The sequence below is a fragment of the Caldicellulosiruptor bescii DSM 6725 genome (assembly GCF_000022325.1).
GTDB lineage: Bacteria > Bacillota > Thermoanaerobacteria > Caldicellulosiruptorales > Caldicellulosiruptoraceae > Caldicellulosiruptor > Caldicellulosiruptor bescii.
This window is the reverse complement of record NC_012034.1, coordinates 966,333-990,482: the sequence shown is the minus strand read 5'-3', so window position 1 is coordinate 990,482 and position 24,150 is coordinate 966,333. Positions and strand designations below refer to the sequence as shown.

The 24,150-nt window shown below is 35.9% G+C and carries 22 protein-coding genes, 1 tRNA gene and 1 pseudogene; 2 read left to right on the top strand and 22 right to left on the bottom strand.

Annotated features, from left to right (window positions below):
• Positions 1 to 451 precede the first annotated feature (451 nt).
• The 15 genes from ATHE_RS04465 to ATHE_RS04390 all read right to left on the bottom strand — a co-directional run bounded on the left by ATHE_RS04465 (position 452) and on the right by ATHE_RS04390 (position 16,720).
• The gene (locus ATHE_RS04465) at positions 452 to 1,204 is read right to left on the bottom strand and encodes a hypothetical protein (RefSeq protein ID WP_015907425.1); all 753 of its coding nucleotides are present in this window, start codon (positions 1,202 to 1,204) and stop codon (positions 452 to 454) included.
• Positions 1,205 to 1,765: 561 nt separating this feature from the next.
• The gene (locus ATHE_RS04460; protein WP_015907423.1) at positions 1,766 to 2,116 is read right to left on the bottom strand and encodes a hypothetical protein; all 351 of its coding nucleotides are present in this window, start codon (positions 2,114 to 2,116) and stop codon (positions 1,766 to 1,768) included.
• A gap of 406 nt (positions 2,117 to 2,522) precedes the next feature.
• Positions 2,523 to 3,713: a tyrosine--tRNA ligase gene (gene tyrS, locus ATHE_RS04450; protein ID WP_015907422.1), complete on the bottom strand. Its 1,191-nt coding sequence runs from the start codon at positions 3,711 to 3,713 to the stop codon at positions 2,523 to 2,525.
• Between the two features lie 30 nt (positions 3,714 to 3,743).
• Entirely contained in the window at positions 3,744 to 5,300 is a 1,557-nt protein-coding gene (murJ, locus tag ATHE_RS04445) for a murein biosynthesis integral membrane protein MurJ (protein ID WP_015907421.1), read from the bottom strand.
• 35 nt (positions 5,301 to 5,335) lie between these two features.
• On the bottom strand, positions 5,336 to 6,622 hold the full coding sequence (locus ATHE_RS04440; protein ID WP_015907420.1) for an amidohydrolase: 1,287 nt from the start codon (positions 6,620 to 6,622) through the stop codon (positions 5,336 to 5,338).
• Between the two features lie 5 nt (positions 6,623 to 6,627).
• Positions 6,628 to 7,878 carry an adenosylhomocysteinase gene (locus tag ATHE_RS04435; RefSeq protein WP_079504052.1) on the bottom strand — a complete coding sequence of 417 codons (1,251 nt, stop codon included), beginning with the start codon at positions 7,876 to 7,878 and terminating at the stop codon, positions 6,628 to 6,630.
• 32 nt (positions 7,879 to 7,910) lie between these two features.
• Positions 7,911 to 9,254 (bottom strand): replicative DNA helicase, encoded by a 1,344-nt coding sequence (gene dnaB, locus ATHE_RS04430; RefSeq protein ID WP_015907418.1) that lies wholly within the window; start codon positions 9,252 to 9,254, stop codon positions 7,911 to 7,913.
• A gap of 25 nt (positions 9,255 to 9,279) precedes the next feature.
• The gene (rplI, locus tag ATHE_RS04425; protein WP_015907417.1) at positions 9,280 to 9,726 is read right to left on the bottom strand and encodes a 50S ribosomal protein L9; all 447 of its coding nucleotides are present in this window, start codon (positions 9,724 to 9,726) and stop codon (positions 9,280 to 9,282) included.
• A gap of 29 nt (positions 9,727 to 9,755) precedes the next feature.
• Positions 9,756 to 11,759, bottom strand: a complete 2,004-nt coding sequence (locus ATHE_RS04420; protein WP_015907416.1) for a DHH family phosphoesterase — start codon at positions 11,757 to 11,759, stop codon at positions 9,756 to 9,758.
• The gene (locus ATHE_RS04415; RefSeq protein WP_041727355.1) at positions 11,756 to 12,667 is read right to left on the bottom strand and encodes a DUF2232 domain-containing protein; all 912 of its coding nucleotides are present in this window, start codon (positions 12,665 to 12,667) and stop codon (positions 11,756 to 11,758) included. The genes ATHE_RS04420 and ATHE_RS04415 overlap by 4 nt, the downstream gene beginning before the upstream one ends.
• A 20-nt stretch (positions 12,668 to 12,687) precedes the next feature.
• Positions 12,688 to 13,521: a prephenate dehydratase gene (pheA, locus tag ATHE_RS04410; protein WP_015907414.1), complete on the bottom strand. Its 834-nt coding sequence runs from the start codon at positions 13,519 to 13,521 to the stop codon at positions 12,688 to 12,690.
• A 154-nt stretch (positions 13,522 to 13,675) separates the two neighbouring features.
• Positions 13,676 to 14,614: a thiamine pyrophosphate-dependent enzyme gene (locus ATHE_RS04405; protein ID WP_015907413.1), complete on the bottom strand. Its 939-nt coding sequence runs from the start codon at positions 14,612 to 14,614 to the stop codon at positions 13,676 to 13,678.
• A 17-nt stretch (positions 14,615 to 14,631) separates the two neighbouring features.
• Positions 14,632 to 15,813 (bottom strand): 2-ketoisovalerate ferredoxin oxidoreductase subunit alpha, encoded by a 1,182-nt coding sequence (gene porA / locus ATHE_RS04400; RefSeq protein WP_015907412.1) that lies wholly within the window; start codon positions 15,811 to 15,813, stop codon positions 14,632 to 14,634.
• Between the two features lie 32 nt (positions 15,814 to 15,845).
• Entirely contained in the window at positions 15,846 to 16,145 is a 300-nt protein-coding gene (locus ATHE_RS04395; protein ID WP_013290123.1) for a 4Fe-4S binding protein, read from the bottom strand.
• A complete protein-coding gene (locus ATHE_RS04390) occupies positions 16,145 to 16,720 on the bottom strand; it encodes a 2-oxoacid:acceptor oxidoreductase family protein (RefSeq protein WP_015907411.1) in 576 nt (191 codons plus the stop codon). Before ATHE_RS04390 ends, ATHE_RS04395 begins: the two co-directional genes overlap by 1 nt.
• 236 nt (positions 16,721 to 16,956) lie before the next feature.
• On the opposite strand from ATHE_RS04390, the gene ATHE_RS04385 reads away from it, so the two are divergent.
• Positions 16,957 to 17,667: a TVP38/TMEM64 family protein gene (locus ATHE_RS04385; protein WP_015907410.1), complete on the top strand. Its 711-nt coding sequence runs from the start codon at positions 16,957 to 16,959 to the stop codon at positions 17,665 to 17,667.
• 37 nt (positions 17,668 to 17,704) lie between these two features.
• Here ATHE_RS04385 and serS read toward each other — a convergent pair whose 3' ends face one another.
• Complete coding sequence (serS, locus tag ATHE_RS04380) at positions 17,705 to 18,967, bottom strand: serine--tRNA ligase (protein ID WP_015907409.1); 1,263 nt, start codon at positions 18,965 to 18,967, stop codon at positions 17,705 to 17,707.
• A 191-nt stretch (positions 18,968 to 19,158) separates the two neighbouring features.
• Here serS and ATHE_RS04375 point away from each other — a divergent pair.
• Positions 19,159 to 19,235 (top strand) — tRNA-Arg (locus ATHE_RS04375).
• A 130-nt stretch (positions 19,236 to 19,365) separates the two neighbouring features.
• Here ATHE_RS04375 and ATHE_RS04370 read toward each other — a convergent pair.
• The 6 genes and pseudogenes from ATHE_RS04370 to ATHE_RS15455 all read right to left on the bottom strand — a co-directional run bounded on the left by ATHE_RS04370 (position 19,366) and on the right by ATHE_RS15455 (position 24,143).
• Positions 19,366 to 19,749, bottom strand: a complete 384-nt coding sequence (locus ATHE_RS04370; protein ID WP_015907408.1) for a DUF6941 family protein — start codon at positions 19,747 to 19,749, stop codon at positions 19,366 to 19,368.
• A gap of 39 nt (positions 19,750 to 19,788) precedes the next feature.
• Complete coding sequence (locus ATHE_RS04365) at positions 19,789 to 20,463, bottom strand: M48 family metallopeptidase (RefSeq protein WP_015907407.1); 675 nt, start codon at positions 20,461 to 20,463, stop codon at positions 19,789 to 19,791.
• Between the two features lie 4 nt (positions 20,464 to 20,467).
• Positions 20,468 to 23,022: pseudogene (locus ATHE_RS15365) on the bottom strand (type I restriction endonuclease subunit R).
• A 2-nt stretch (positions 23,023 to 23,024) separates the two neighbouring features.
• Complete coding sequence (locus ATHE_RS04355; protein ID WP_015907406.1) at positions 23,025 to 23,372, bottom strand: HepT-like ribonuclease domain-containing protein; 348 nt, start codon at positions 23,370 to 23,372, stop codon at positions 23,025 to 23,027.
• Positions 23,365 to 23,655 (bottom strand): nucleotidyltransferase family protein, encoded by a 291-nt coding sequence (locus ATHE_RS04350; protein WP_015907405.1) that lies wholly within the window; start codon positions 23,653 to 23,655, stop codon positions 23,365 to 23,367. Before ATHE_RS04350 ends, ATHE_RS04355 begins: the two co-directional genes overlap by 8 nt.
• Positions 23,652 to 24,143 (bottom strand): restriction endonuclease subunit S, encoded by a 492-nt coding sequence (locus tag ATHE_RS15455; RefSeq protein ID WP_231503413.1) that lies wholly within the window; start codon positions 24,141 to 24,143, stop codon positions 23,652 to 23,654. Before ATHE_RS15455 ends, ATHE_RS04350 begins: the two co-directional genes overlap by 4 nt.
• Positions 24,144 to 24,150 lie beyond the last annotated feature (7 nt).

Below are 24,150 nucleotides of genomic sequence, written 5' to 3'. Positions count from 1 at the left end.
AAATTTTACACAGCCTATTTTAACATATGCACTGCCAAACGTCAATGACTAAAAGTCAATTTAAAAATTAAAAAATTAGCTTTTGCAAAGGAATATACCCTTTACAAAAGCTTTATCTTCACAAATTTGAGTTTTCTAATTTGCAAGACATATCCATTTTGAAGTTCAATGTTAATAAAAACCCTATCATCGCTCTGTTAACTAAAATTAGTACAACCTAAGCTTAGGTTATGAAAATTTGGAATAACTTTTGATATCATTATACTACATTCTTATCAGTATTACAATTGACTATTATAAAATCCTTTATATAACAGCCCAAACTTCTGCTTTTTCAAAAACTTTTTTATTTTGTCTCAACACCACAATTGAATAAAGCAAAAGTTTTTAATTAATAAAAGGGCCTGCAGATTTTGCTGTAAGCCCTTTTTAAATTATTGTTATACATTACTTATTCTGGTATACCTGCCTCTTTGGCAGATTCCTCAAGTTGTTTTCTGACTTCCTCTCTTGTGTATTCTTTCACCTCTTCATACCTCTTCTGCCATTGTTCAATGACTTTTTCGGTTATTCCACCTTGCTTTGCTAACTCCTTACCTTCTTCTGTCTTTAAATATGTTATCTTTTTAACTTCTGGATCATAATCAAAATTTCTTACCTTAGCATAATATTCAATAGCATAGTCTTTATATCTCTTCCATACACTCTTCCAATTCTGTGGATTTCTTTTAAGTTCATCCATTAAACTTTCATAATAAGCCATTGCCTCTTTATCAAGTTCTTTTTTCTTCTTCCTGATTGAATAAAATTCATCATCTCTGTCTTCTGCTAAAGAAGATTTTTGCATATAATTATTATCTATATTGTTTGTGTCTTGATACCTATCAGCTATAACTGAATGACTAATTAAAATTAAATCAAAAACTTTTCTTGCAATTGGATCATTTATTTCAGTTGCAAGATTAGTATAAACAGCATCGCATGTGGTCTGACTCTGGTTGCTATCTTCCTGCTTTCCACTTACCCCTTCTTCAGTATTTTCTGCTCTATTATTTAGCTCAGATGCCCAAACTACCTTCTCCCCTGCTTTGACTGTGTCCCCCTTCGATTCTGTCTTTCCTCCATAAAAAAACCAACACAACAATCCACAGCCTGTCAAGATAAACATGCATATTATACCAATTATTATAATTCTCCTTCTCATTTCCATAGCTCCTTTCTCATTACATTTAACACCTGTCGTTTATACATACAATAATTAGCAGCTGATGCCACCAGAGTTTGAGAAGGACTGTATAGAAACATACTGTAACTTATATTTTGATTCACATTTATATAATATATTCCAAGCTTGTACCATATGCTCTGTTAGTTTTAGTATACCAAAATATTATCAAAAAAACAATTGGAAATACTATTAAACCTAAAAAATACTTTAAAAACTTTATTTATCAATAAATGTTGCCATTATTTATTGGCAATTTAATTTGATATTAGTACAGTTAAAATTTTTACTGATATAATTCTGATATAAAATCAAGCTTTACATAATAATATTACTTCTTAAATTATTTATTTGCTTTTTATCTGGCACAACAACAAACAACCTACTAAACTCAAATTCCTGCGTTTGTAAAATCGTAATGTTTCTTAATATGAAAATCAAAAAAGCTTTACGAAGATTTTTCCTTCACAAAAGCTTTAGTTTTACCAATTTTATCTTTTAGCTGTATGGCATCAAAGCTTTTAAGGTCAATCTTAAACTTCACACACCAAAACAAATCATATATTTATTCTCCTCTTTTGCTTTTTTAATCTTCTTCAAAAGTTCCTTAAGACTTGGATCTTCTTTTGTCCTCGGGTCACTTTCTACTATTTTTTCAAATACAGAAAGTGATTCTGGTGGTATCAATGACACCCCATCTACGTCTATACCATAAAATTCCTTTTCAAAACCTACACCAATATACGTTTTTACCTGGTTTAATCCTACTTCCCACCAATCCAATACAATATCACAATTTATATATACGCAATCATATCTCTCCGGTTCATATTCATAATATTTCTTCCCCTGATCTATTTTGTAAATAATTCCAAATTCACATGTATACATTCTCTAATAATGCCTCCATTTGGTAATACATAATAATTCATAATTCATATAAAAAATATTAATGGTTTTGATATTTGTATTATTCAGTTTTTTTGATAATTAATTAAGGACTAGAATTTTTTTCGCCAAAACTAATTAAATCACCAGATGGAACATAGTTTACGCATACCGCATGCAAATAATATATTTTATATTTGAATCTATATACATTTGGAATTGCACCTTCAACAGGCTTTACAGGCTTTAACTTTTGTTTAATAATATCCTGCCTTACTTTATCAGCCAGTCTCACGTACTCACATATATTTGATGCTGCTACTTCTTTACCGTGTGTTTTGAAATGATAATTTAAACACTCAGCTCTTGAACCAAAACTTCCTGGGCCCCAAAGATAAGGAAAAATCCTTCACAAAAGCTTTACTTTTACAAATTTTAGCTTGCCAACCTGCAAAACATCACCGTTTTGAAGTTCAATGTCAAGCTCATTTACCTTCTCACCGTTGAGTTTAACAGCACCGCTTTTAATAAGCCTCATTCCCTCACTTGTAGAGGAGCAAAGTTTATTTTCTACCATGAACCTTGGAAGATAAACCTTAGCATTTGCAAGCTCAACTTCTGGAATATCATCTGGAACATCTTTTTTCTGAAACACTCTTATGAACTCCTCTTCGGCCTTTTTAGCTGCCTCTTCGCCATGGTATAGCTTTACTATCTCTCTTGCAAGTCTCATCTTTGCATCTCTTGGGTGAAGAGTCCCTTCTTCAAGCTTTCTCTTTATCTCCTCAATCTCTTCAGGTTCTAAATCGGTTGTGAGTTCATAGTACGAAATCATAATCTCATCAGGAATTGACATCACTTTCCCATACATTACATTGGGCGGTTCATTTATTCCAATATAGTTTCCAAGGCTCTTGCTCATCTTGTTAACACCATCTGTACCAACTAATATTGGCATCAAAAGCGCAACTTGGATTGTTTTGCATCCATACTCCTTTTGCAGCGTCCTTCCCATCAATATATTGAATTTTTGCTCGGTTGCACCAAGCTCAACATCGGCTTCAATCACAACAGAGTCATAACCTTGCATAAGTGGGTAGAAAAACTCATGTATTGAGAGTGGCAAGTTCTTTTCCATTCTCTGTCTAAATGTTTCCCTTTCAAGCATTCTTGCAACTGTGTATTTTGATGCAAGGTTTATTACATCCAAAAAGTTCATGGGTTCAAGCCATTCACTGTTATATCTTATTGTGGTCTTTTGCGGGTCAAGAATCTTTAAAACCTGCTGTTTGAAAGGCTCAGCATTTTTTTGAACCTCTTCTTTTGTAAGTTGTTTTCTTGTCTCAGACTTTCCTGTCGGGTCACCAATCATTGCAGTAAAATCGCCAATTATCAAGATTATGTTGTGCCCAAGGTCCTGAAGCTGTTTAAGTTTCCTTAAAACAACAGCATGTCCAAGATGAACGTCTGGCACGTTTGGATCAAGCCCAAGTTTTATGTTTAATGGTCTGTCTTGCTTCAACTTTTCAACAAGCTCCTCTTCTGTAATTATCTCAGCAGCACCTTTTTTAAAAACCTTCAATTGATGTTCGATATCCATCTTGAAGCTCCTTCCCCTTTCCGTAGTTTTTCAAATTCCAAATTTTTCTCTTACCATTTTAACAATCAAACCCACTTCCTCTACCTTTAAAAGGTATATAAGCCCTGCATATATTCCCATTCCAAGCAAAATACTTGCCGAGGTATAAATGGCAAAGTATTTAAATGGCATTGTTAAATAAATAAATTTTTGTTTAAATGCATATACAAAGACACCCATTGCCAAGCTTGCAACAAGCGCCTTTACAAACACACCTGCAATCCTTTTCCAGCCAATTGAACCAAGTTTTTTTCTGAGCGAAATAAACAACAAAACTGCTGCAATGTAGTTTGCCGACGCAAATGCCATAGCAGCACCTGTGTGCTTGAACTTATAAATAAATATTATGTCAAGTACAATATTACAAGCAATAGCAATAACACCGTTTTTTACAGCTGTTTTTGAATCCTTTAAAACATACAAAGTTCTGTTTAACATATCCCTAAGACCAAGGCCTACAAAACCCAAACAGTAAAACATAAGTGGTGAAGCCGTCAGCAATGTAGACTCAATTGTAAAGTTCCCTCGCTGGTAAATTAACCTTGTTATCTCTTTTGAGAGAATCACTCCTCCTATAGCAAACGGCATCATCATCAGAATAATTGAGTTTAAAGCAGAGACAAAGAACTTTCTAAAATTCTCTTTATCTCCTTTTGCCTGCAGATTAGAGAGGGTTGAAAAAGCTAAAACAGAAATTGAGGATGAAAAAACTCCAACCACCATATCGTTCAGCTTCCCTGCATATGCAACAGCCGCAACAGCACCGGTTGACGTCCCTGTCAGAAGGTATCTGTCAATGAATGTGTAAAGCTGAGCCATGCTACTGCTTATGAAAACCGGGAAAGAAAATTTTATCATCTTTTTTATGTTTTCATCCTTCAGTCCGACCACAGGATAAAACTTAAAGCCATATTTCTTTGAATTATAAAGCTGGTAAACCAAACTCCAAAAATACCCGACAACAAATCCTACCGCCACTATATATATATCAAATTTCTTGAACGGTTCAAAGTATGACAAAAATATTGCGATAAAAATTGAGAGATTAAAAGGAATGCTTGATAGTACCGGCTTTGTAAAGTTCTCGTTTGCCTGCAAAAAGCCCTGAAGTATGTTTGCTGAACTTGTAAATATTATCATAAAGATTGTGATTTTCAAAATTCTTGACGCATACATTATTTGAAGTTCTTTACTTTGGTGCACTTGAAGTTGAATTAGCTGTTTTGAGAAGATAAAGCCAAAGATTGCAACAATGCTTGATGCAAGAAGCAATGTATTTATCACACTGTTTGTAAATTTTATTCCCTCATCCTCGCCTTTTTTTTCACGTATATCTGTGTAAAACGGTATAAATGAGGTTGAAAAAGCAGCAAAAATAGAAGCAAAAAGGATGTTCGGAAGCTGCAGTGCAAGGGGGAAAGCATCTGCCTTTACGCTTGTACCAAACCTTGCACCAAATGCTACCTCTCTTATGAATCCTATCAGTTTTGTAAAGACTGTTACTATAAATAGCTGCAATGCTATTTTTGTTGCCTTTTTATATTGCAATTCTTGTCCTTCCTTTCATGGCTTTAAAAAAATTTCTAAATACTCTCTTTCAAAAACTTCTCTATGCTCTTTATCTCTTTCACAAGAGCCTCTTCATCAATTGTAAAAAGCTTCCCATCCATGTAAAGGATCTGACCATCCACTATTGTAGCATACACATTCGAAGGATTGCTACTGTAAACAACATTTGAAATTGGATTATAACATGGCAGCATGTTAAAATCATTTGCTTTCAGCAGCACTATATCAGCGCAAAAACCTTCGTGAAGAACACCCATGTTGTTGATACCTGCTGCCATGGCTGCATTTACTGTTGCCATCTTTAGAATCTGTTCTGCCTTCAAAATATCTGATAACCTGTACATTCCCTTTTCAAGCAAAGAGGCAATGTGCATCTCTTCAAGCATATTCAAGTTGTTGTTGCTTGCTGCCGAATCTGTACCAATGGCAACATTTACACCAGACTTTATCATATTTTGCACAGGTGCAAAGCCATTGCCAAGCTTGAGATTGCTTGTCGGGTTGTAAACACAAGATACATTTTTCTCTGCCATAACTTCGATATCTTCATCATCAACATACACGCAGTGTGCTGCTACACAAATCGTATCAAAAAGCCCTGCCTGATTGCATAGCTTTACAGGTGACATGTCATATTTTTCAAAGCAGCTATTTACTTCATTTTCTGACTCACTAAGATGTATCATCACACCTGTCCTAAACTCCTGTGCAAGTTGTGCAACCTTTTCTAAAAGCTCATATGAACATGTATAAACCGAATGTGGACCGAAAAATACTTTTATCTTATCACTTGAATAATTATAAATCAGCTCTTTTGTCTCATCAAGTCTAACATCTTCTTTCTCATCTGATTGAAGTCCTCGTGATAAAACTGCCTTTATACCAGTCTCTTGCACAGCTTTCGCTGTCATATCCTCATGAAAATACATGTCAAAAAACATAGTTGTGCCACTTTTGAGCATCTCTGCAATACCAAGAAGAGAAGAAAAATAAATCATCTCTTTTGTGAGCTTTTCTTCTGCCGGGAAAATCTTTTCAAATAACCATTCATACAAAGGCAAATCGTCTGCAAAAGAACGCAAAATTGTCTGACCGCAGTGTGTATGTGCATTTATAAGTCCCGGTATGGCTATTAAATCTTTTCCTTCAATGACTTTAACACAAGCTTGCTCATAAATAGATAACTCTATATTTTCTGCTATCCTTGCAATCCTGCCATTCTTGATAAGAATATCACCCTTTAGAACCTCATTTTGCGCATTACAAGTAACAATTGTAACATTTTTAATTAATATATCCATCTTACTTACACTTCCCAACTTTCAAGGTATTTTTTCTGATCTGGCGTGAGCCTATCTATTTCTATCCCAAGAGACCTTAGCTTAACTTCAGCAACAAACTTGTCAATCTCCTCTGGAACATTATATACTCTTTTTTCCAATTTTTTATGATTTTGAACAACATATATACTTGACAGTGCTTGAATTGCAAATGACATATCCATAATCTCAATTGGGTGTCCATCTGCTGCGGCAAGGTTGACAAGCCTTCCCTCTGCTATTACAAAAACCTCTTTGCCGTTTTCAAGAACATATCCCTGGATATTCTTTCTTGCTTCGTACTTTTTGACTGCCTTTTTCTCAAGCGTAGCTATATCAATCTCAACATTAAAATGCCCACTATTACACAAGATTGCTCCATCTTTCATTTGCAAAATATGTTCATACCTTATTACATCCTTGCACCCTGTTGCAGTAACAAATATATCCCCAATCTTTGCAGCATCTTGCATCTTCATTACCTCAAATCCGTCCATGTATGCTTCTAAAGCCTTGATTGGGTGAACCTCGCTAACTATCACTTTTGCACCAAGCCCTTTAGCTCTTTTTGCAATTCCCTTGCCGCAAAAACCATATCCCGCAACAACCACATACTTGCCTGCAACTGTTATATTTGTGGTTCTCATTATCCCATCCCATGTAGACTGACCAGTTCCAATACGATTGTCAAAAAGATGCTTGCAAAAAGCATTGTTGACTGCAATCATAGGGAATTTGAGTTTTCCTTCCCTTTCAAGCGCTCTGAGCCTTATTACACCTGTTGTTGTCTCTTCACAGCCACCAATTACTCTGTTTGCCAAATCTTCGCGCTTTGTATGAAGAATATATGTCAAATCTCCACCATCGTCAATTATAAGGTCTATATCATTTTCAAGAGTTTTCTCAAGATGACTAAAATATTCGGATGTATCCACACCTCTTATCGCAAATACTTCAATGCCCTCATGAACAAGAGCGCTTGCAACATCATCCTGAGTAGATAAAGGATTAGACCCTGTGACAAAAACATTGCTACCTAAGTCTTTCAAAAGCAGGGCAAGGTTTGCTGTCTTTGCCTCAAGATGAACAGAAATTGCTATGTTCAAGCCTTTAAGCGGTTTTTTGTCTTCATATTCTTTTCTTATCTGATTTAAGATAGGCATAAACCTTCTTGCCCAGTTAATTTTTTTTAGCCCATCTTCCCATAAAGAATAATCCTTGATAATTGCCAACAGTATCACACCCTTTTTCAATCTTATAGTTATTTTACTTATCTATTTTTCTCCAAATCTTTGAACTTTGTATGTTTGTCTAAGAAAAGGAGCTCAATTGTGCCAGTAGGTCCATTTCTGTGCTTTGCAATTATAAGCTCTGCTATGTGTTTTTTGTCAGTGTCGGGATTGTAATACTCATCCCTGTACAAAAACGCAACAATGTCAGCATCTTGCTCAATTGCCCCACTTTCACGAAGGTCAGAGAGAATCGGTCTGTGGTCAGCCCTTGTTTCAGGTGCACGGGACAGCTGTGAAAGTGCAAGTACTGGGACATTGAGCTCTCTTGCCAAGGCTTTTAATGACCTTGAAATCTCGGCAATTTCCTGTTGTTTGCTTTCAAACCTGCCACGGGCAGTCATAAGCTGCAAATAGTCAACCATCACAAGACCAAGACCTTTTTCTTTGAGCTTGAGCCTTCTACACTTTGCTCTCATCTCAGAAACTGTTATGGCAGGTGTATCGTCAATATAAATTGGAGCGTTTGACAAAAGTGCTAAAGCTTTTGCAAACTTTTTCCACTCTTCATCCTCTAAGTTGCCAGTTCTAAGTTTGTGACTATCTATCATTGCTTCTGAGCAAATCATACGGGTTACAAGCTGTTCCTTTGACATCTCAAGACTGAAGATAGCAACAGGAACACCAGCACGCAGTGCTGCGTGCTGGACAATATTTAGCGCAAAACTTGTCTTGCCCATTGCAGGTCTTGCGGCAATCAAAATCAGGTCTGATGGTTGAAGACCTGCTGTCATTCTATCAAACTCAGCAAATCCTGTGGGAACACCTATTATATGTGATTTTCTAAGGTATAGTTCTTCTATCTTGTTGTAGGTTTCAATTAAAATCTCTTTTAAATGAGAAAAATCTTTTGAATTCTTGTGAGAAATCACATTGAAGATTGTCTTTTCAGCAAAATCAACAATATCTTCAACTCTTTCTGTCTGGCTCTTGCACTTTTCAATAATCTTCATTGAAGAGTTTATGAGTTTTCGCAAAAGAGACTTTTCTTCAACAATCTTTGCATAATATGTAGCATTTGCAGTTGTCGGAGTATTTATAACAAGATTTGTCAGATACTCACTTCCTCCGACTGCTTCGTATGTCCCTCTTTCTCTCAGTCTTTCAGCTACAGTTATAACATCTACAGGTTTGCCCTCTTCAAAAAGGTCCATAATAGCAGAAAAAATCTCTTTAAGCTGTGGTGTTGCAAAATCCTCTTCTGTTAAAATCTCTGCAACATCAGAAATTACCTCGCGGCTCAAAAGCATTGCCCCTACAACCGCCTCTTCTGCTTCGCGGTTTTCGGGTATTCCTTCTTGACTTTGAACAATGTCGGGCTCCATCTCTCTCTCACTTCCTCATATTCACTTAGCTTGCTGTCACATGAACTTTGAGCTTTGCCACAACTCCCTGATATAGTCTGATAACAACATCATAGCTTCCAATAAGCTTTATAGGGTCGTCAAGTTCTATTTTCTTCTTGTTAATGTCAAATCCAAGCTGCTTTTTTATCTCTTCGGCAATCTCTTTGTTTGTTATTGAACCAAAAAGTTTTCCATTTTCCCCTGCTTTTGCTTTTATAATAATCTGACTCTTTTCAAGCTTACTTGCTAAATCCTTTGCAGCCTCAAGCTCTTTTTCCTTCTTTTTCTGTTCAGCTTCTTTTTTCTCTTTTAAATGTTTCTCTAAACCTTCTGTTGCAGGCACTGCAAGCTTTCGTGGAATCAGATAGTTTCTGGCATACCCATCGTTTACTTCAACTACTGAATCTTTCTTCCCCAATCCTTTTACATCCTGTAAAAGCACAACCTTCATGTTAGAATCTCCACTCCTTTTTGCTTTAATTAGAAGTTTCGGTCTTCATTAATATACTCTTGGATGGCTTTTAAAAGAACCTCTTTTGCATCTTCAATGTTTATATTTTCAAGTCTTGCCCCTGCAGTCTCTAAATGACCTCCACCACCAATCTTTTCTAATATAACCTGAACATTTATCTTGCCATTTGAGCGACCGCTTATTAGTACACTGTTTTCTATTTTGCACACAACAAAAGAAGCGTCAATCCCTTTTATGTTCAAAAGCTCATCTGCCACCTTTGCTATTATAACATTATCCCGACACACTTGTGAATAATCAACCACAAGCGCAATATTGTTATATATGATTTCCAGGTTGGAAATGAGCTGATTTTTTAAAATGTAACTTTCCAAGTCTTCCTTTAAGTACTCTTTAATAGTTTCCGGCATAGCATCATTCTCTCTGAGGTACGTTGCAACCTCAAAAGTCCTCACACCAACATTTTTTGTAAATCCTCTTGTGTCAATCATTATACCCGCTAATAATATTTCTGCCTCAAATTTTTTCAGCTTTATTCCTTCATAGCTCAAAAGCTCTGCAACAAGTTCAGATACAGATGAAGCGTATGTTTCTGAATAGCAAATAAGAGCCTGCTCTATCCAGTCGGCAGGTCTTCTATGATGGTCAATTACGATTATCTTATCAAACTCCAAGATCATCTGCGGCATATCGATGTAACTTGATCTTTGAGTGTCTACCACAAACAAAAGAGAGGTTTTGGTTTTCATCTTCAAAGCTTTTTGCTGGTCAATTATTATATTCTGGTATTGAGGGTCATCAAGTAGCATCTGAAGAAAGTTTTTAATTGTAGGATTGTAGGAATTAATTACAATGTACACTTCCTTGACCAAATTCAGGCATAACTTGCTCAAACCCACAGCTGCACCCAAACAGTCAAGGTCAAAGTACTGATGACCAATAATAAATATCTTATCAGAATGTTTCACAATCTCTTTTATTGTCTGTGCCATAACACGTGAACGCACTTTTGAGCGTTTTTCGTGTTCTTTTGTTTTACCACCAAAAAATTCAAACTTGCCGCCGTAGAATATTACAAACTGGTCACCGCCACGGCTTAGCGCCATGTCAAGAGCTGTCCTTGCATCCTTTTGTGCCTGGAATATAGAATCTTGCCTTATACCTATACCGCAGCTTATGGTAGGAATTATCTTATTGTACAGATTCACTTCCTTTATCTGCTCTAAAATATTAAATCTTCTTTCCTGCATCTTGTAAAAGGCTTCTTTATTGCATATAAAAAAGTACTTGTCCCGTTCATACTTCATTAAAAACACATCTGACCTTATTTGATTGTAAAACCAATCAGTAATACGTTTCTCTATCTCAGAAACAATAGAAGATTTAGATACCTCCGGTGCTGAATTCAGAACATCTTCATAGTTGTCAATGGTCAAATAACCAAAAACAACATTTTGGATTTCATATTTCTTTTGAAGAAGAACAAAATCAGTAACATCAACAAAGTAAAACAGGTTTAAAAACCTCTTTTCATTTTTGCCTTCCTCCACCTCAACAATGGTTATCATAACATCAAAAAAATTACCCTCATACTCAAATTTCTCTACTTTGCTTTTTCCTTCCAATATGGCTGAATAAAGCTCAGGAAGCTCATCTTTAAGATTTTTGCCTATTAATTTCTTGTTCTTAACTGTATTTAGGAATTTATGATTGTACCATATTATATCCCCATTGTACTCTGAAATAAGAATCGGAAATGGAAACTTCAAAAGTGTATCTTTTGATGCTGTGTCTATATTAAGTGTGAGAGTTTCTATATATTCTAAAAGTTGTTTGTTCTTTTTTCTATTGAGCCTTATATTATAAATAGTAAGTAGAACAATTAGTGAAAGACAAATTAAGCCAATTTTTATATTAAAATATATAATTACAAAATCAAAAAGCAGCGAAAGTATAAAACCTGCTTGCGATACAGAAAAATCAAATCTAAAGTGAGACTTTTTATCTTTCACAATTCCACCCTCTTTGGTTTGCGTTTTTTAAAATCAACTATAAGGTCTAAAAAACCAATGAACATCATCAAAAAGAAAATTAAAAAATGCATACTGAACATAATCAAGACTGCAAAAAGCCAGCCTCCAATAAACGGTGAGCGAATTTTTTCAGTTATGACTGCATACATCAAAGAAAGTGCTTGAATAAATAAAAGCCACGAAAGAATTATTGTCATATTGCTCACAATAATATAAAGAACATTGATGCTTGTCAAAAATAAAGAAAGAATAAAGAATACAACAACTCCAACTGTCACTTCTTTGGGCATAAATAGCTTTGAAAAAGGTAAAAATTCCTTTTGAATTCCAACCATGTTTGCTACAAATTTGGTAATATAATACCCAAAAAGTGCAAATGTGATTGCCTCAACAATTACAAATCCTGGCATCAAAAGTTTCAAAAATTCCACAAGTTTATTCAGTTTGTCATCGCCAGCTGGGTTAAAGTAACCTTTTAAAATGCCTTCTAGAATAGAAAGAACAAGCTCTATGATATCTATCTTGTAAAGAATTTTTATAGCCTTTATAAAAAGGACATGATAGAACAAAAATCCAGCGATGTATATTACAAAATCCATAACAGTAGTTTTTGAAACGCGTAAAATCAAAAATACGCACACCGGCAAGATAAATGTTATTAGAATAAAAAGTAAATTAATTGGGGATTTTCCAAGAATCATAATGATTAAGGCAGAAATAACATACGATATAGCCATCTTTTTTAAAAAATTTTCTTTAGCTGCTACAACGTAAAGAGGAAAACCTACCAAAGCAAAAATGGGATTAAACTGAAGTAAAAACAAAACCATCTGAAAAACTCCTGTAACTATTGATATAAGCCCTTCTTTTAGCAATTTATTGTTCATACTCCATCCACATCCATCCACTAATTTTTATTCTCCGAATCTGGACAAACAACAGAATAAGAGCCTAAAAGCTTAAAAAATGTAGATTTTCGTTGAACCACTCTTAGCGCATCATTTACATCTTCATCATCCACAAATCCATCTATATCAACAAAAAAAACATATTCACCAAGATTAGTCTTTGCCGGTCGTGACTCTATCTTTGTCAAATTCAAATCATAAAGATTAAAAATAGCCAAAATTTTGTAAAGACTTCCTGGCTTGTCATAGGTGGAGAAGATAATTGAAGTCTTGTTTTTCTCTCCCTTTTCAAAGTTAGGATTCTTGCTTATAACAAAAAATCTGGTGTAATTATTGTCGTGGTTTATTGGCCCAGCCAAAACTTTGAGGTTATTTTGCTGTGCTGCAAATAAAGAACAGATTGCAGCGTCCACATCACCGCCTGAGCACATCCTTGCAGCATATGAGGTACTGCTAACCTGTATCAATTTTGCTTCTTTGAAATTCTTTCTCAAATAGTCATGGCACTGAGAAAACGCCTGCGGATGTGATGCAATTGTTAAAATTTGCTTTGCTTCTTCCCTTGCACAAAGATAATGCTCTACCTTCAAAACTATTTCCTTTACTATATAAACCTTGGACTTTAAAAGATAATCAAGGGTTGTTGAGACACTTCCTTCAATGGAGTTTTCAACAGGAACAACTCCAAACTCAACCTCATTCTCTTCAACAGTCTCAAACACATCATCTATTGTGTCACACGCTACAAGATTTTTCTCTTGTTCGTCTGCAAAAAACCTTCTTGCAGCTTCATATGAATATGAACCAATAGGACCTAAATATGCAACCTTCACCTTTTCACCTCATAACCTGCTTTTTATATATTTTAACATTGATTGTGAAAGTATAAAAGACAAACATATCAAAAAGGCTCCCCGCCTAAAACTCATTTCAAACTTCTCAGGCAGAGAGCCTTTTTACTTTATGCTATATATATTATTATATTGCTTATTTTTCACCACAAAGTTCTAAAAGTCTTTCCCATCTTCTGTCAACTTCCTGCTGAATCTGCTCAATTAAGTGTTCATTTCCTTTCTTGAAAAGGTGTCTGAACCTTCCCTGTGTCTTTAAAAACTCAACAACAGGAAGCTTTTCTTTTGGCTTGTAAGTGAGCCTGTACTGACCATTTACAACCTCGTAAAGTGGCCAGAAGCATGTATCAACTGCAAGTTTTGAAATTTCAATTAGCTTTGATGTCTCATATCTCCAACCTCTTGGACATGGAGCCAAAACATTTAAAAATGCTGGTCCATTCGTGTAAAGTGCCTTTTCAGCCTTTTCAATCAAATCTTTCAAGTTTGGTGTGATGAAAGCTGTCTGTGCAACATATGGTATACCATGCGCAACCATAACCTCTGTAAGGTCTTTTCTTGGCTGCATCTTACCTGGTAAAACCTTGCCTTGTGGTGATGTTGTTGTATCAGCATAAAGCGGTGTAGCAGAAGATCTCTGAATACCTGTGTTCATATAAGCACCATTGTCATAGCAGACATATACCATGTTGTGTCCTCTTTCCATTGCGCCAGAGAGAGACTGAAGACCAATATCGTATGTTCCACCGTCACCACCAAACGCAATGAACTTAAACTCGCTCTGGACCTTCCCTTTTTTCTTCAAAACCTTGTATGCAGCCTCAGCACCAGCAACTGTTGCAGCAGCATTCTCAAATGCACTGTGGATGAATGAGTCTTTCCATGCTGTGTATGGGTAAATACAGCTTGAAACCTCCAAACATCCTGTTGCAACACCAACAACAGCCCTATCTTCTGGTTTGAGTGCACGCAGTACTGCTCTTACAGCAACAGGTGCACCGCACCCTGCACACATTCTGTGTCCGCCTGTAAACCTTTCAGGTCTTGCAGCAAGCTCTTTTATATTGTATGCCATCTTTAATTTGCACCTCCTTATTCTCTCACACCAATATAGTTGTAAACTTCTCCAACATTTCCTGTCTTGACAATGTCAAGAAGCCTGTCATAAACCTTTGCGATGTCATCTGTCTTGACATCTCTTCCACCAAGACCATAGATGTAGTTGATAGCCTTTATACCATCTGCTCTTCCATAAAGAGCACTTGTAATCTCAGTGAAAAGTGGACCGCCAGCTGCGTTAAAACCATCTGACTTGTCCATTATAGCAACTGCCTTTAAGTGTTTGAGTGCCCCTACAATCTCATCAACAGGGAATGGTCTGAAAAGTCTTGGTTTTAAAAGACCTACCTTGTATCCTTTGCTTCTGTACTCATCAACAACAGCTTTAGCTGTCCCTGCTGTTGAGTTCATAACAACTATTGCAACCTCTGCATCGTCAAGCTTGTAGCTTTCGAAAAGACCATACTTTCTTCCTGTCAAGGCAGCAAACTCTTCCGCAACTACAAGGACTACCTTTTTAGCGTTTCTCATAGCTTCAGCCTGCTGTCTTTTGTGCTCAAAGTAGTACGGTGGTAAATCTAACGGACCCATTGAAATTGGGTTTTGTTCGTTCAAAAGATAAAACTCTGGATTGTATTCGCCCACAAATTTCTTTACAAGTTCATCTTCTAAAAGCTCTATATTTTCAACAGCATGGCTTGTGATAAATCCGTCATAGCACACCATCACAGGAAGTCTTACATCCTTGTGCTCAGCAATTCTTATTGCCTGAATCAAAGAGTCGTAAGCTTCCTGATTGTTTTCGCAGTAAATCTGAATCCAGCCACTGTCTCTTGCACCCATTGAGTCTGAATGGTCGTTGTGAATATTAATAGGACCAGAAAGAGCTCTGTTTATAACTGCCATAACAATTGGAAGTCTCATAGATGCTGCAATGTAGAGCATCTCCCACATCAGCGCCAATCCTTGGGAGGATGTTGCTGTCATAGTCCTCGCACCAGCAGCTGACGCACCAATACATGCGCTCATTGCGCTGTGCTCAGACTCAACAGCAACAAACTCAGTGTCCACTTCACCGTTTGCAACATATTGAGAAAAATATTGTGGTACCTCAGTTGAAGGTGTAATTGGAAAAGCAGCAACAACATCAGGATTTATTTGTTTCATTGCAAAAGCTATCGCTTCGTTACCAGAAAGTCTATCACGAATAGCCATCTGTAGTTTCCCCTCCTTAAAATTCAAAATTCTTATTTCTTCTCTTCTACAAAATCGAAAGCTTTAAATGGACAAACCTCTGTACAAACCCCACAACCTTTGCAGTGGTCATAGTCAACTCCGACCATCTTCCCATTTTCAACCTTTATCGATGAATCTGGACATACATAGAAGCAGAACAGACACTGCTTGCACTTATCTTCATGCCATACAGGTCTCATTGTTCTCCAGTCGCCTGTTTTAAAGTCCTCTGCATTACCAGGGTCGATGATTACACCTGCCGGTGTTATTTCCTTCCATGTAACATCTTCTGTTATTTTCATCTTTCTCATTATCCTTGCACCTCCTGCATTCCTCTAACAAATGCTTTGAGGTTACCCTCAATTACATCTGGCTTTGTTGCAAACTTGTGATGAAGCGATCCTTCCATATCCTTTATCGCTTCTTCTTCGGGTATAATGCCTGTTACTTTTATAACTGCTCCAAGAACTGGGATATTCGGGAAGTACTTGCCCAAACACTCCATTGAAATCTTTCTTGCATCAATTGTGTAAACCTTCCCTTCAAAGTTCCCAAGCAACTTTTTTACTTCTTCAGGAGACTTTGAAGTGTTGACAATTATTGCACCGTCTTTTTTAAGTCCTTTTGTTACATCAACACTTCCGATTAATGTCTCATCAACAACAACTACATAATCAGGTTCATAAATGTTGCTGTGAATTGTAATTTTCTCATCGCTTATTCTGTTGTAAGCTGTGATAGGAGCACCCATTCGCTCCGGACCATACTCAGGAAAACCTTGAACGTACTTGCCTGTGTTGAAAGCAGCTTCAGCTAAAAGAAGTGAAGCTGTCTTTGCACCCTGGCCACCTCGACCATGCCATCTTATTTCAATCATCTTGCCCATGTTCAAACCTCCCTCAAAAACATTTGAAAACTTTATTTGAAAAAGCTAAACTTATCACTATAAGGCTACTTACCTTTTTATTATATATTTTGAATGTTAAAAAATCAACATATTTTTGAATACACCATAATTGCATATATTTGGATTAGGGATTGCAAAGAATTCATCAGTAGGTTATAGTAATATGGTGAGAGTTAAATTATAAAACATCTTAATTATGACATTGGAGGGCAAAAGTGAAGAGGAAAAATCTTTCAATTGTCTTAAATATCGTTGCAATTGCAGGATTTATTTTACTGGCAACGGCAGTAGCCATACGATATTCTCATTTTCTTGTAAATATTGTCTCAAATCCGCAGAAATTTAAAAGCTGGGTTTGGTCTTTTGGTCAACTTGGTGTACTTGTCTTCATCCTCACTCAAATTCTTCAGGTTATTATTTCTGCTATTCCAGGTGAAGCTGTACAAATCTCTGGCGGATATCTTTATGGTACGCTGCTTGGCACAGTATATTCACTAATTGGAATCATGATAGGCTCTGTGTGTGTATTTTATATAACAAGGCTTTTGGGATATAGTCTTGTGAGGAAAATTGTCTCAGAAGAAAAGCTCAGAAAATTTTATTCACTTATCAATTCTCCAAAAGGAGAAATAGCCATATTCTTGCTCTTTTTGATACCAGGACTTCCAAAAGACATTCTGACATACATTGCTGGACTTTCGCCAATAAAACCGCTAAGATTTTTTGCAATTGTTGCCATTGCAAGACTGCCAGGAATATTTTTTTCATCATACATTGGAAGCAGCCTTGAAGAGAAAAACTACACAATGGCAATTGTAGTTTCTGCTGCAGCTACTATTTTGTTTGTCTTGGGTGTTGTATACAGAGACAATATCATAAAAACCATTCATAATTGGGTGCACAAAAAAGGTAGCAGCAATCTTTAAATGATGTCCTGCTGCTACCTTTGTTCTTTCCTAATTTTTACTTTATCACATCTGTACCCATATACTTTCTCAAAACCTCTGGAACAACTACTGTTCCATCTTTCTGCTGGAAGTTTTCAAGTATTGCTGCTAAGGTTCTTCCCACAGCAAGGCCTGAGCCGTTGAGTGTATGAACATAGTCAAGTTTTCCGTCTTTCCTTCTGAATCTGATGTTTGCTCTTCGTGCCTGATAGTTTTCAAAGTTTGAACAAGAAGAAATCTCAACATATCTTCCATAGCTTGGCATCCAGACTTCAATGTCGTATGTCTTTGCAGAAGAAAATCCTAAATCACCCGAACAAAGAAGAACAACCCTGTAAGGAAGTCCCAATTCCTTTAAAACATCCTCTGCATCAGCTGTGAGTTTTTCAAGCTCATCATAAGAATCTTCTGGCTTTGTAAACTTTACAAGCTCAACCTTGTTAAACTGATGCTGACGAATAAGCCCTCTTGTGTCTTTGCCAGCAGCACCAGCTTCTGCCCTAAAACATGCTGAGTAGGCAACATATTTTATTGGCAAGTCTTCTTCTTTGAGTATCTCTTCTCTGTGGTAGTTTGTAACAGGAACTTCTGCTGTTGGTATCAAAAAGTAATCATCTGTTGTCTTAAATGCATCCTCTTCAAATTTTGGAAGCTGTCCTGTGCCTATCATAGATTTTCGCGCAACTAAAAAAGGTGGGAATAGCTCAGTATAGCCATGCTTTTCAATGTGAAGGTCAAGCATGAAGTTGATTAAAGCTCTTTCTAACCTTGCACCAAGTCCTCTGTAAAATGTAAAACGGCTTCCTGACACTTTTGAGGCTCTTTCAAAATCCAAGATTCCAAGATTTACACCAATTTCCCAATGAGGCTTTATTTCAAAGTCAGGTTCTCTTACCTCACCCCAGCGCCTTACTTCAACATTTTCTGTATCATCTTTTCCAACTGGTACAGACTCATGAGGAATGTTTGGAATTGTGAGCAAAATCTTTTCTATCTCATCTTCAACCTCTTTGACTTTGCTATCTAATTCTTTAATTTTATCAGATAGATCTTTTAGCTCATTCATAAGATCTGTAACATCTTTTCCTTCCTTTTTGAGCTTTGGGACCTCTTTTGATTTTTGATTCTGTAGAGCTTTCAGACTTTCAACCTCAGCCAAAAGCTTTCTTCTTCTTTCATCAAGCTCTAAAATGGGCGCAATTGAAACGTCTTTGTTTCTCTTAGAAAGTCCTTCTTGTACCTTTTCCGGGTTTGCCCTTATATATTTTAAATCAAGCATTACACTCGCCTCTCCCTTGTAATTGTAATTTTTTATCTTAGAAATTAATAAACTGTATACATTTTATCTTATCAGTATTTTCAGAGGTTGTAAATATCTTTGCATCTCTTTCCAAGCTACCTTGATTTTTGTCTCAAGGCTCTTTACAATAGCCTCAAAATGTTGTATTATATTGTTTGCAAAAACGTTGTGCGCCCGTAGCTCAGTAGGATAGAGCAATGGTTTCCTAAACCATGTGCCGGAGGTTCGAGTCCTCTCGGGCGCACCAAAAAATTAACTCTTCTGTATTTCAAATCTAACACATACCAAATCAACTATGAATTTTTTTAATTAAATTTGAAAAAGAAGTGTTTGAATCTTGAATTTCCTTTCCAACAAAAAATAGATAATTACAAAACTTATTGGCAGATTCGACGAACTTCAAAAATGAAACCAGCTTCATATGTATTGTTCAAAAATACCTCCATTTCATAAGGCCCATAATCTGGCAATAGCAGATTATCAAGACCTATAACATGTATTGCCTCACCCTCAGGGCTTAAAACAAAACCAGGATGCTGTAAATTTAAGAGCGGTTCTCTGCTATCAGGTCGCATTAGTCTTAATTCAATTTTTACATTTTCATTAGGTTCGCCCAGTACCTGGAATACAAAGGCACACCTTGTGTGTTGAACAGGTACATGTTGAGCTAAAATATATTTAAAAATTCCTATCAGACAGACTTTACCTCCTTGATCGAAGAAAGCATAATCACAAAAATGTCCCCAACCAACTTTTGCCATATTCAAAATCCCTCCAATCCCTATGCAATTTGAAAACTTTTAAAGATTTAACAAATACCCATTCTTCTTCAGCCAGTCTTCATGTTTCTTGTAATCAGGCATGAGCAGTTTTACCTTTGTCCAAAAATTTTTGCCATGATTTTTCTCTTCAAGATGGACAAGCTCATGAACAATCACATAGTCTATTACAGACAGCGGTGCCATAATAAGTCTCCAAGAAAAGTTCAAGTTACCCTTTGCAGAACAAGAACCCCATCTTCTCTGTGCATTTGTTATATTTACTTTGTTGTACTTAAAATCTCTTTTTTGAGCCCACCAGTTTACTCTCTCAAGAATCTTCTCATAGGCAGCTTTTTTATACCAATCTATGAATACATTCTTTGCTTCTGGCAAAGCACTTCTTGAGAGATAAAACCCATTTTCGAATTTGAGAGGGAAATCTTGGTTTTCCACTATGTGCAGTTTATAATACCTGCCAAGGTATAAAAATCCCTCTCCGCTGACAAATTCTTTTGGCAAGACTTTGGGATCTCTCGCTTCTATCTCTTTCTTTCTCTTGTCAATCCACTTTCTATGTTTTTGAATAACATCCCATATTGTTTTTTCATCCACATTGATCGGAGCTTTGACTATGAGTGTGCTATTTTCTGTCATTTGCAAAGCTATGGTTTTTCTATTTGAGCGTATGATTTTTTCAATTTTAATGTCTACCATAATATCACTTCCTAAAATGATGATAAGCAAGTTCTAAAAGTCTTTGAGCAATTTCATTTCTCTTGTTGAATATATTTTGACCGGAAGAATTAGAGATATATACTGCAGTTTCTGTTTTAACTCCATCATGGTTGTTTTCATACATAGCAGGTGATATTTTTTCAAGCAAGTGCGAAATTATATAGGATTTCAACTTTCTTTGTTTTGTTGCACTTTCCCAAAAATCAACCGCTTGAACCTCTCTGCTTATTAATTCCACCAAATCTCTTGTTGTGCTAACAAGAAAATCTATTTCCCTCTCAGAAAGTTCACTTACAGGTTTTTTCCCAAATATTTGGTCTTTTAGTAACCCAAAAAACGGCATTTCTTTCTTAGGGTCAAGCCCATAAGTCTGTTCTGCTTCTCTCCCTTTTTTCAACTCTTCTCTTAATTTTTCTAATTCAATACATTGAGCATCCCCATTTTCTTTGTATTCTTGAAGTAACCTCTTTAGTCTATCTGAAAACCTCTCATAAAGTTCTGGATCTTCTTCCCAATGCTCATCAATATACTCAATTATCGCATGCTGAAGCTCTTGAGCTTTTGCTTTGCTTGATTTTTTGTGAAGTTTTTCTAGGAATTTGTCTTCAAAAAGTGGAGTAGGTGGTATTTTGGGATCTATTCCCTGAAAGATCAGGTATTCTTCCACAATTTCTCTTATTTTATTGCTTGCATCTTTTATACTCAGCTTGTCATCTCGGTATCTATTTCGAGCGGATTCTTTTATGAAGGCAAGAATTTTCAAGTCAGTAAGGTATTTTAGTGCTGCAGGGTCAGGAAGAACCTCGTCCATACAGCGGTTAAACCATCTCACAAGAGCTATAAATTCATTTCTGACCTGCTCATCAACAAGAATGTCAATGCATTCATCTACATTCTGGCGCCAATTTCTAATGCCATATTTTTCAAAAAACTCTTCAATAAGATTGTGAACATACTTTAGCTCATCAATGCTTTTTGCTTTGTTCTTTACAACCTCTGAAATTTCCTCAATATCTTCATCAGCGTAAATAGCCAGCGCCTCTTTTAAATGTTTTAAAACACCTACATAATCTATAACAAAACCACAAGACTTATTTTTGTATACTCTATTCACCCTTGCAATAGCTTGTAGTAAGTTATGACCCTTAATCACATTATCAAGATACATAACCTGCTCCACAGGTGCATCAAAACCAGTTATTAGCATATTTTGAACAACCAAAATACCAACATTGCCACTGTTACCATTTTCATCCATATTAGAATATTAGGTGATGTATTAAGGACAGGAATTTCTCCTTTTAATTCCCTCTCTTGAAATTTATGAACCATAGCCATGACAAGTTCGGGTGTGTCAGTTTTTAAAAGTTCTTTAAGTTCCTGAATGCTTCTTGCTAACTTAACAGTAAATCCAACACTTCTTGATGTTTCATTTAACTGCTTTTCAAGATCTTTTCTATCTGTGACAAAAACAACTTTGTAGTTTCCAAACTCAGGATTGTGATAAAGCTTTCGAACCATAAACATCATTGTCAAAGATTTACCGGAGCCTTGCGTATGCCAAACAATTCCTCCTCTTTCGGTTGGTGTTTTGCCTTCTTTTAGCCTTTTTATCATCTTCTTTACTGCTCTAAATTGCTGATATCTTGCAACAACCTTTATCATCTTGCTCTTTGGATCTTCTTTAAAGATGGTGAATGTGTGAAGCAGATCAAGAAGGTTTTCTTTTGAAAGCATCCCATGAATCAAAACTTGCTGGCTTGTTACATTTCCATCTGGATTTACGTCTGACAGCGAAAAAGGATAAGGGTCTTTCCACTCAACAAAGTGCTCATACTCTGAGGTTATTGTGCCATATTTTGCGACCTGATTGCATGTAGCTACCACAAATAGGTTGTACCAGAAAAGCTTTTCATTTCCCTCAATTACGCCACGTCTGTTACAATAGCGCATAAGCTGAGTAATTGCTTCAGAAATTGGGTCAGCAACTGCTGGAGATTTACATTCAACCACCACAAGAGGCAAACCATTTACAAAAAGAACTATATCGGGAACAATATGTTTTTCAGTCCCCGTTATATTCATTTTAAACTGTGATATAGCAATGAATGAATTATTGTCCGGATTTTTAAAATCAATAAACTTAACAGTTGGGCTTTTTTCTCCTGTTTTTCTATTTTCAGAAACTGAGGTGTTCTCTAAAAGCAAGTCGTGGATTTCTTTATTTGCCTCTAAAAGAGAGTTTGACTGTGGTGTTGTAATTCTTCGAATAACTTCACTTATTTGGTCATCTTCTATCCATGGGTTTATTCTCTTTAAAGACTCCCTTAAAACTCCCTCAAGGATTACTTCTTTAAAGCTTTCTCTTAATCTTTGGCTTTCACCATATTCAGCTTCTAATGAAGAAGTGAACGATATTATTTCTTTTGTATCCTCAGGGTTATCTTTGTTTTGTCTGTAAATCTTCCATCCAAGCCTTTGAAGCTGAAAGAGGAATGGATTTTCAACATAATGTTCTTCGTCAAGTTTGTAAAACATTTTTAACTCTCCTTTTCAAGAAGGAATTTTACTGCCTTTTCTAGTTCCGGCAGCTTCTTTTTGATAACCTCCCAGATTATTTCAGCATCTATCCCGAAATACTCATGAATAAGAATATCCCTTAAACCAGCGATTTTCTTCCATTCTATTGGATAAAGTTCTCTTTTATCATCCGGAATCTGCTTAACAGCTTCACCAATATTTTCAAGAGCTTTTAAAACTGCATAAAAAACTAGTTCATTTTCAACAAAATTGTTGTATTTTTCAATTCCTTGTGTAAACTTTTTAATGCGGTCAATCTCTTCAACGATGTCTTCAAGAATTACTTTTAGTATACGCTTTTTAGACATATACTGCTTCCTCCATTATGAAAGGCTTTAGACGTGGATTTATAGCTGATTTAATCACAAGGTCAACCTTTTTACCAAAAAGTTCTTCAAGGTAGAATTTCAAATTCATATAATTATCGAATGTTTTGTAACCCTCTTTAAAATCAACAATGATATCTATATCACTATCTTTTCTTTGTTCGCCTCTTGCATAGGAGCCAAAGATAGCAATTTCAATTACTCCGAACTTTTCCACTAAATAATTTTTTCGTTCTTGTAGAATTACTTGTATATCACTATTCATATTTCTTCCTCCTCAATAAGGTGGTTTATCCTGACTTTGCCTGTTAGCAAATCTTCCATTAAGCCTTTTTTGATTCTTTCAAGCTTTTCCTTATAGGCTTGCTCTTTTTCTATGGCTTCATCTATTTGAGATAGAATTGAAGCTATGCGTTGTTGTTCGGGAAGAGGTGGAAGAGGAATTAAAATTTCTTTAAAGGTTTCTCTCGTAATTGTATTAAATACATTTTCATATGCTAATGATAAAAATGAAGTAATAAAATGTTTTAAAGCATAATATAGGAAATCATTGGAGAGCTTCATTTTATCTTTTGCATCAAGGCCGTAGCATGACTGATTGAAAGCCATATCCGCCCCAAGTTGTGCTAACACACCTACTGTACCACGTGCAGATATTATCAACATACCTTTTTTAAGTAGCTTTGTTGCACTTTGCTTTAAACCTAATTCAGTTATGTATTTTGAACTTGAGAAAACCCATCTTTTGCCTATATTAAAA

Bases quoted from the DNA above. Each gene is read 5' to 3' on its own strand.
- ATHE_RS04465 (WP_015907425.1), bottom strand. From the start codon at position 1,204: ATGAGAAGGAGAATTATAATAATTGGTATAATATGCATGTTTATCTTG.
- ATHE_RS04460 (WP_015907423.1), bottom strand. From the start codon at position 2,116: ATGTATACATGTGAATTTGGAATTATTTACAAAATAGATCAGGGGAAG.
- tyrS (WP_015907422.1), bottom strand. From the start codon at position 3,713: ATGGATATCGAACATCAATTGAAGGTTTTTAAAAAAGGTGCTGCTGAG.
- ATHE_RS04440 (WP_015907420.1), bottom strand. From the start codon at position 6,622: ATGGATATATTAATTAAAAATGTTACAATTGTTACTTGTAATGCGCAA.
- dnaB (WP_015907418.1), bottom strand. From the start codon at position 9,254: ATGGAGCCCGACATTGTTCAAAGTCAAGAAGGAATACCCGAAAACCGC.
- rplI (WP_015907417.1), bottom strand. From the start codon at position 9,726: ATGAAGGTTGTGCTTTTACAGGATGTAAAAGGATTGGGGAAGAAAGAT.
- ATHE_RS04415 (WP_041727355.1), bottom strand. From the start codon at position 12,667: ATGAACAATAAATTGCTAAAAGAAGGGCTTATATCAATAGTTACAGGA.
- ATHE_RS04405 (WP_015907413.1), bottom strand. From the start codon at position 14,614: ATGGCATACAATATAAAAGAGCTTGCTGCAAGACCTGAAAGGTTTACA.
- porA (WP_015907412.1), bottom strand. From the start codon at position 15,813: ATGGCTATTCGTGATAGACTTTCTGGTAACGAAGCGATAGCTTTTGCA.
- ATHE_RS04395 (WP_013290123.1), bottom strand. From the start codon at position 16,145: ATGAGAAAGATGAAAATAACAGAAGATGTTACATGGAAGGAAATAACA.
- ATHE_RS04390 (WP_015907411.1), bottom strand. From the start codon at position 16,720: ATGGGCAAGATGATTGAAATAAGATGGCATGGTCGAGGTGGCCAGGGT.
- serS (WP_015907409.1), bottom strand. From the start codon at position 18,967: ATGCTTGATTTAAAATATATAAGGGCAAACCCGGAAAAGGTACAAGAA.
- ATHE_RS04370 (WP_015907408.1), bottom strand. From the start codon at position 19,749: ATGGCAAAAGTTGGTTGGGGACATTTTTGTGATTATGCTTTCTTCGAT.
- ATHE_RS04365 (WP_015907407.1), bottom strand. From the start codon at position 20,463: ATGGTAGACATTAAAATTGAAAAAATCATACGCTCAAATAGAAAAACC.
- ATHE_RS04355 (WP_015907406.1), bottom strand. From the start codon at position 23,372: ATGTCTAAAAAGCGTATACTAAAAGTAATTCTTGAAGACATCGTTGAA.
- ATHE_RS04350 (WP_015907405.1), bottom strand. From the start codon at position 23,655: ATGAATAGTGATATACAAGTAATTCTACAAGAACGAAAAAATTATTTA.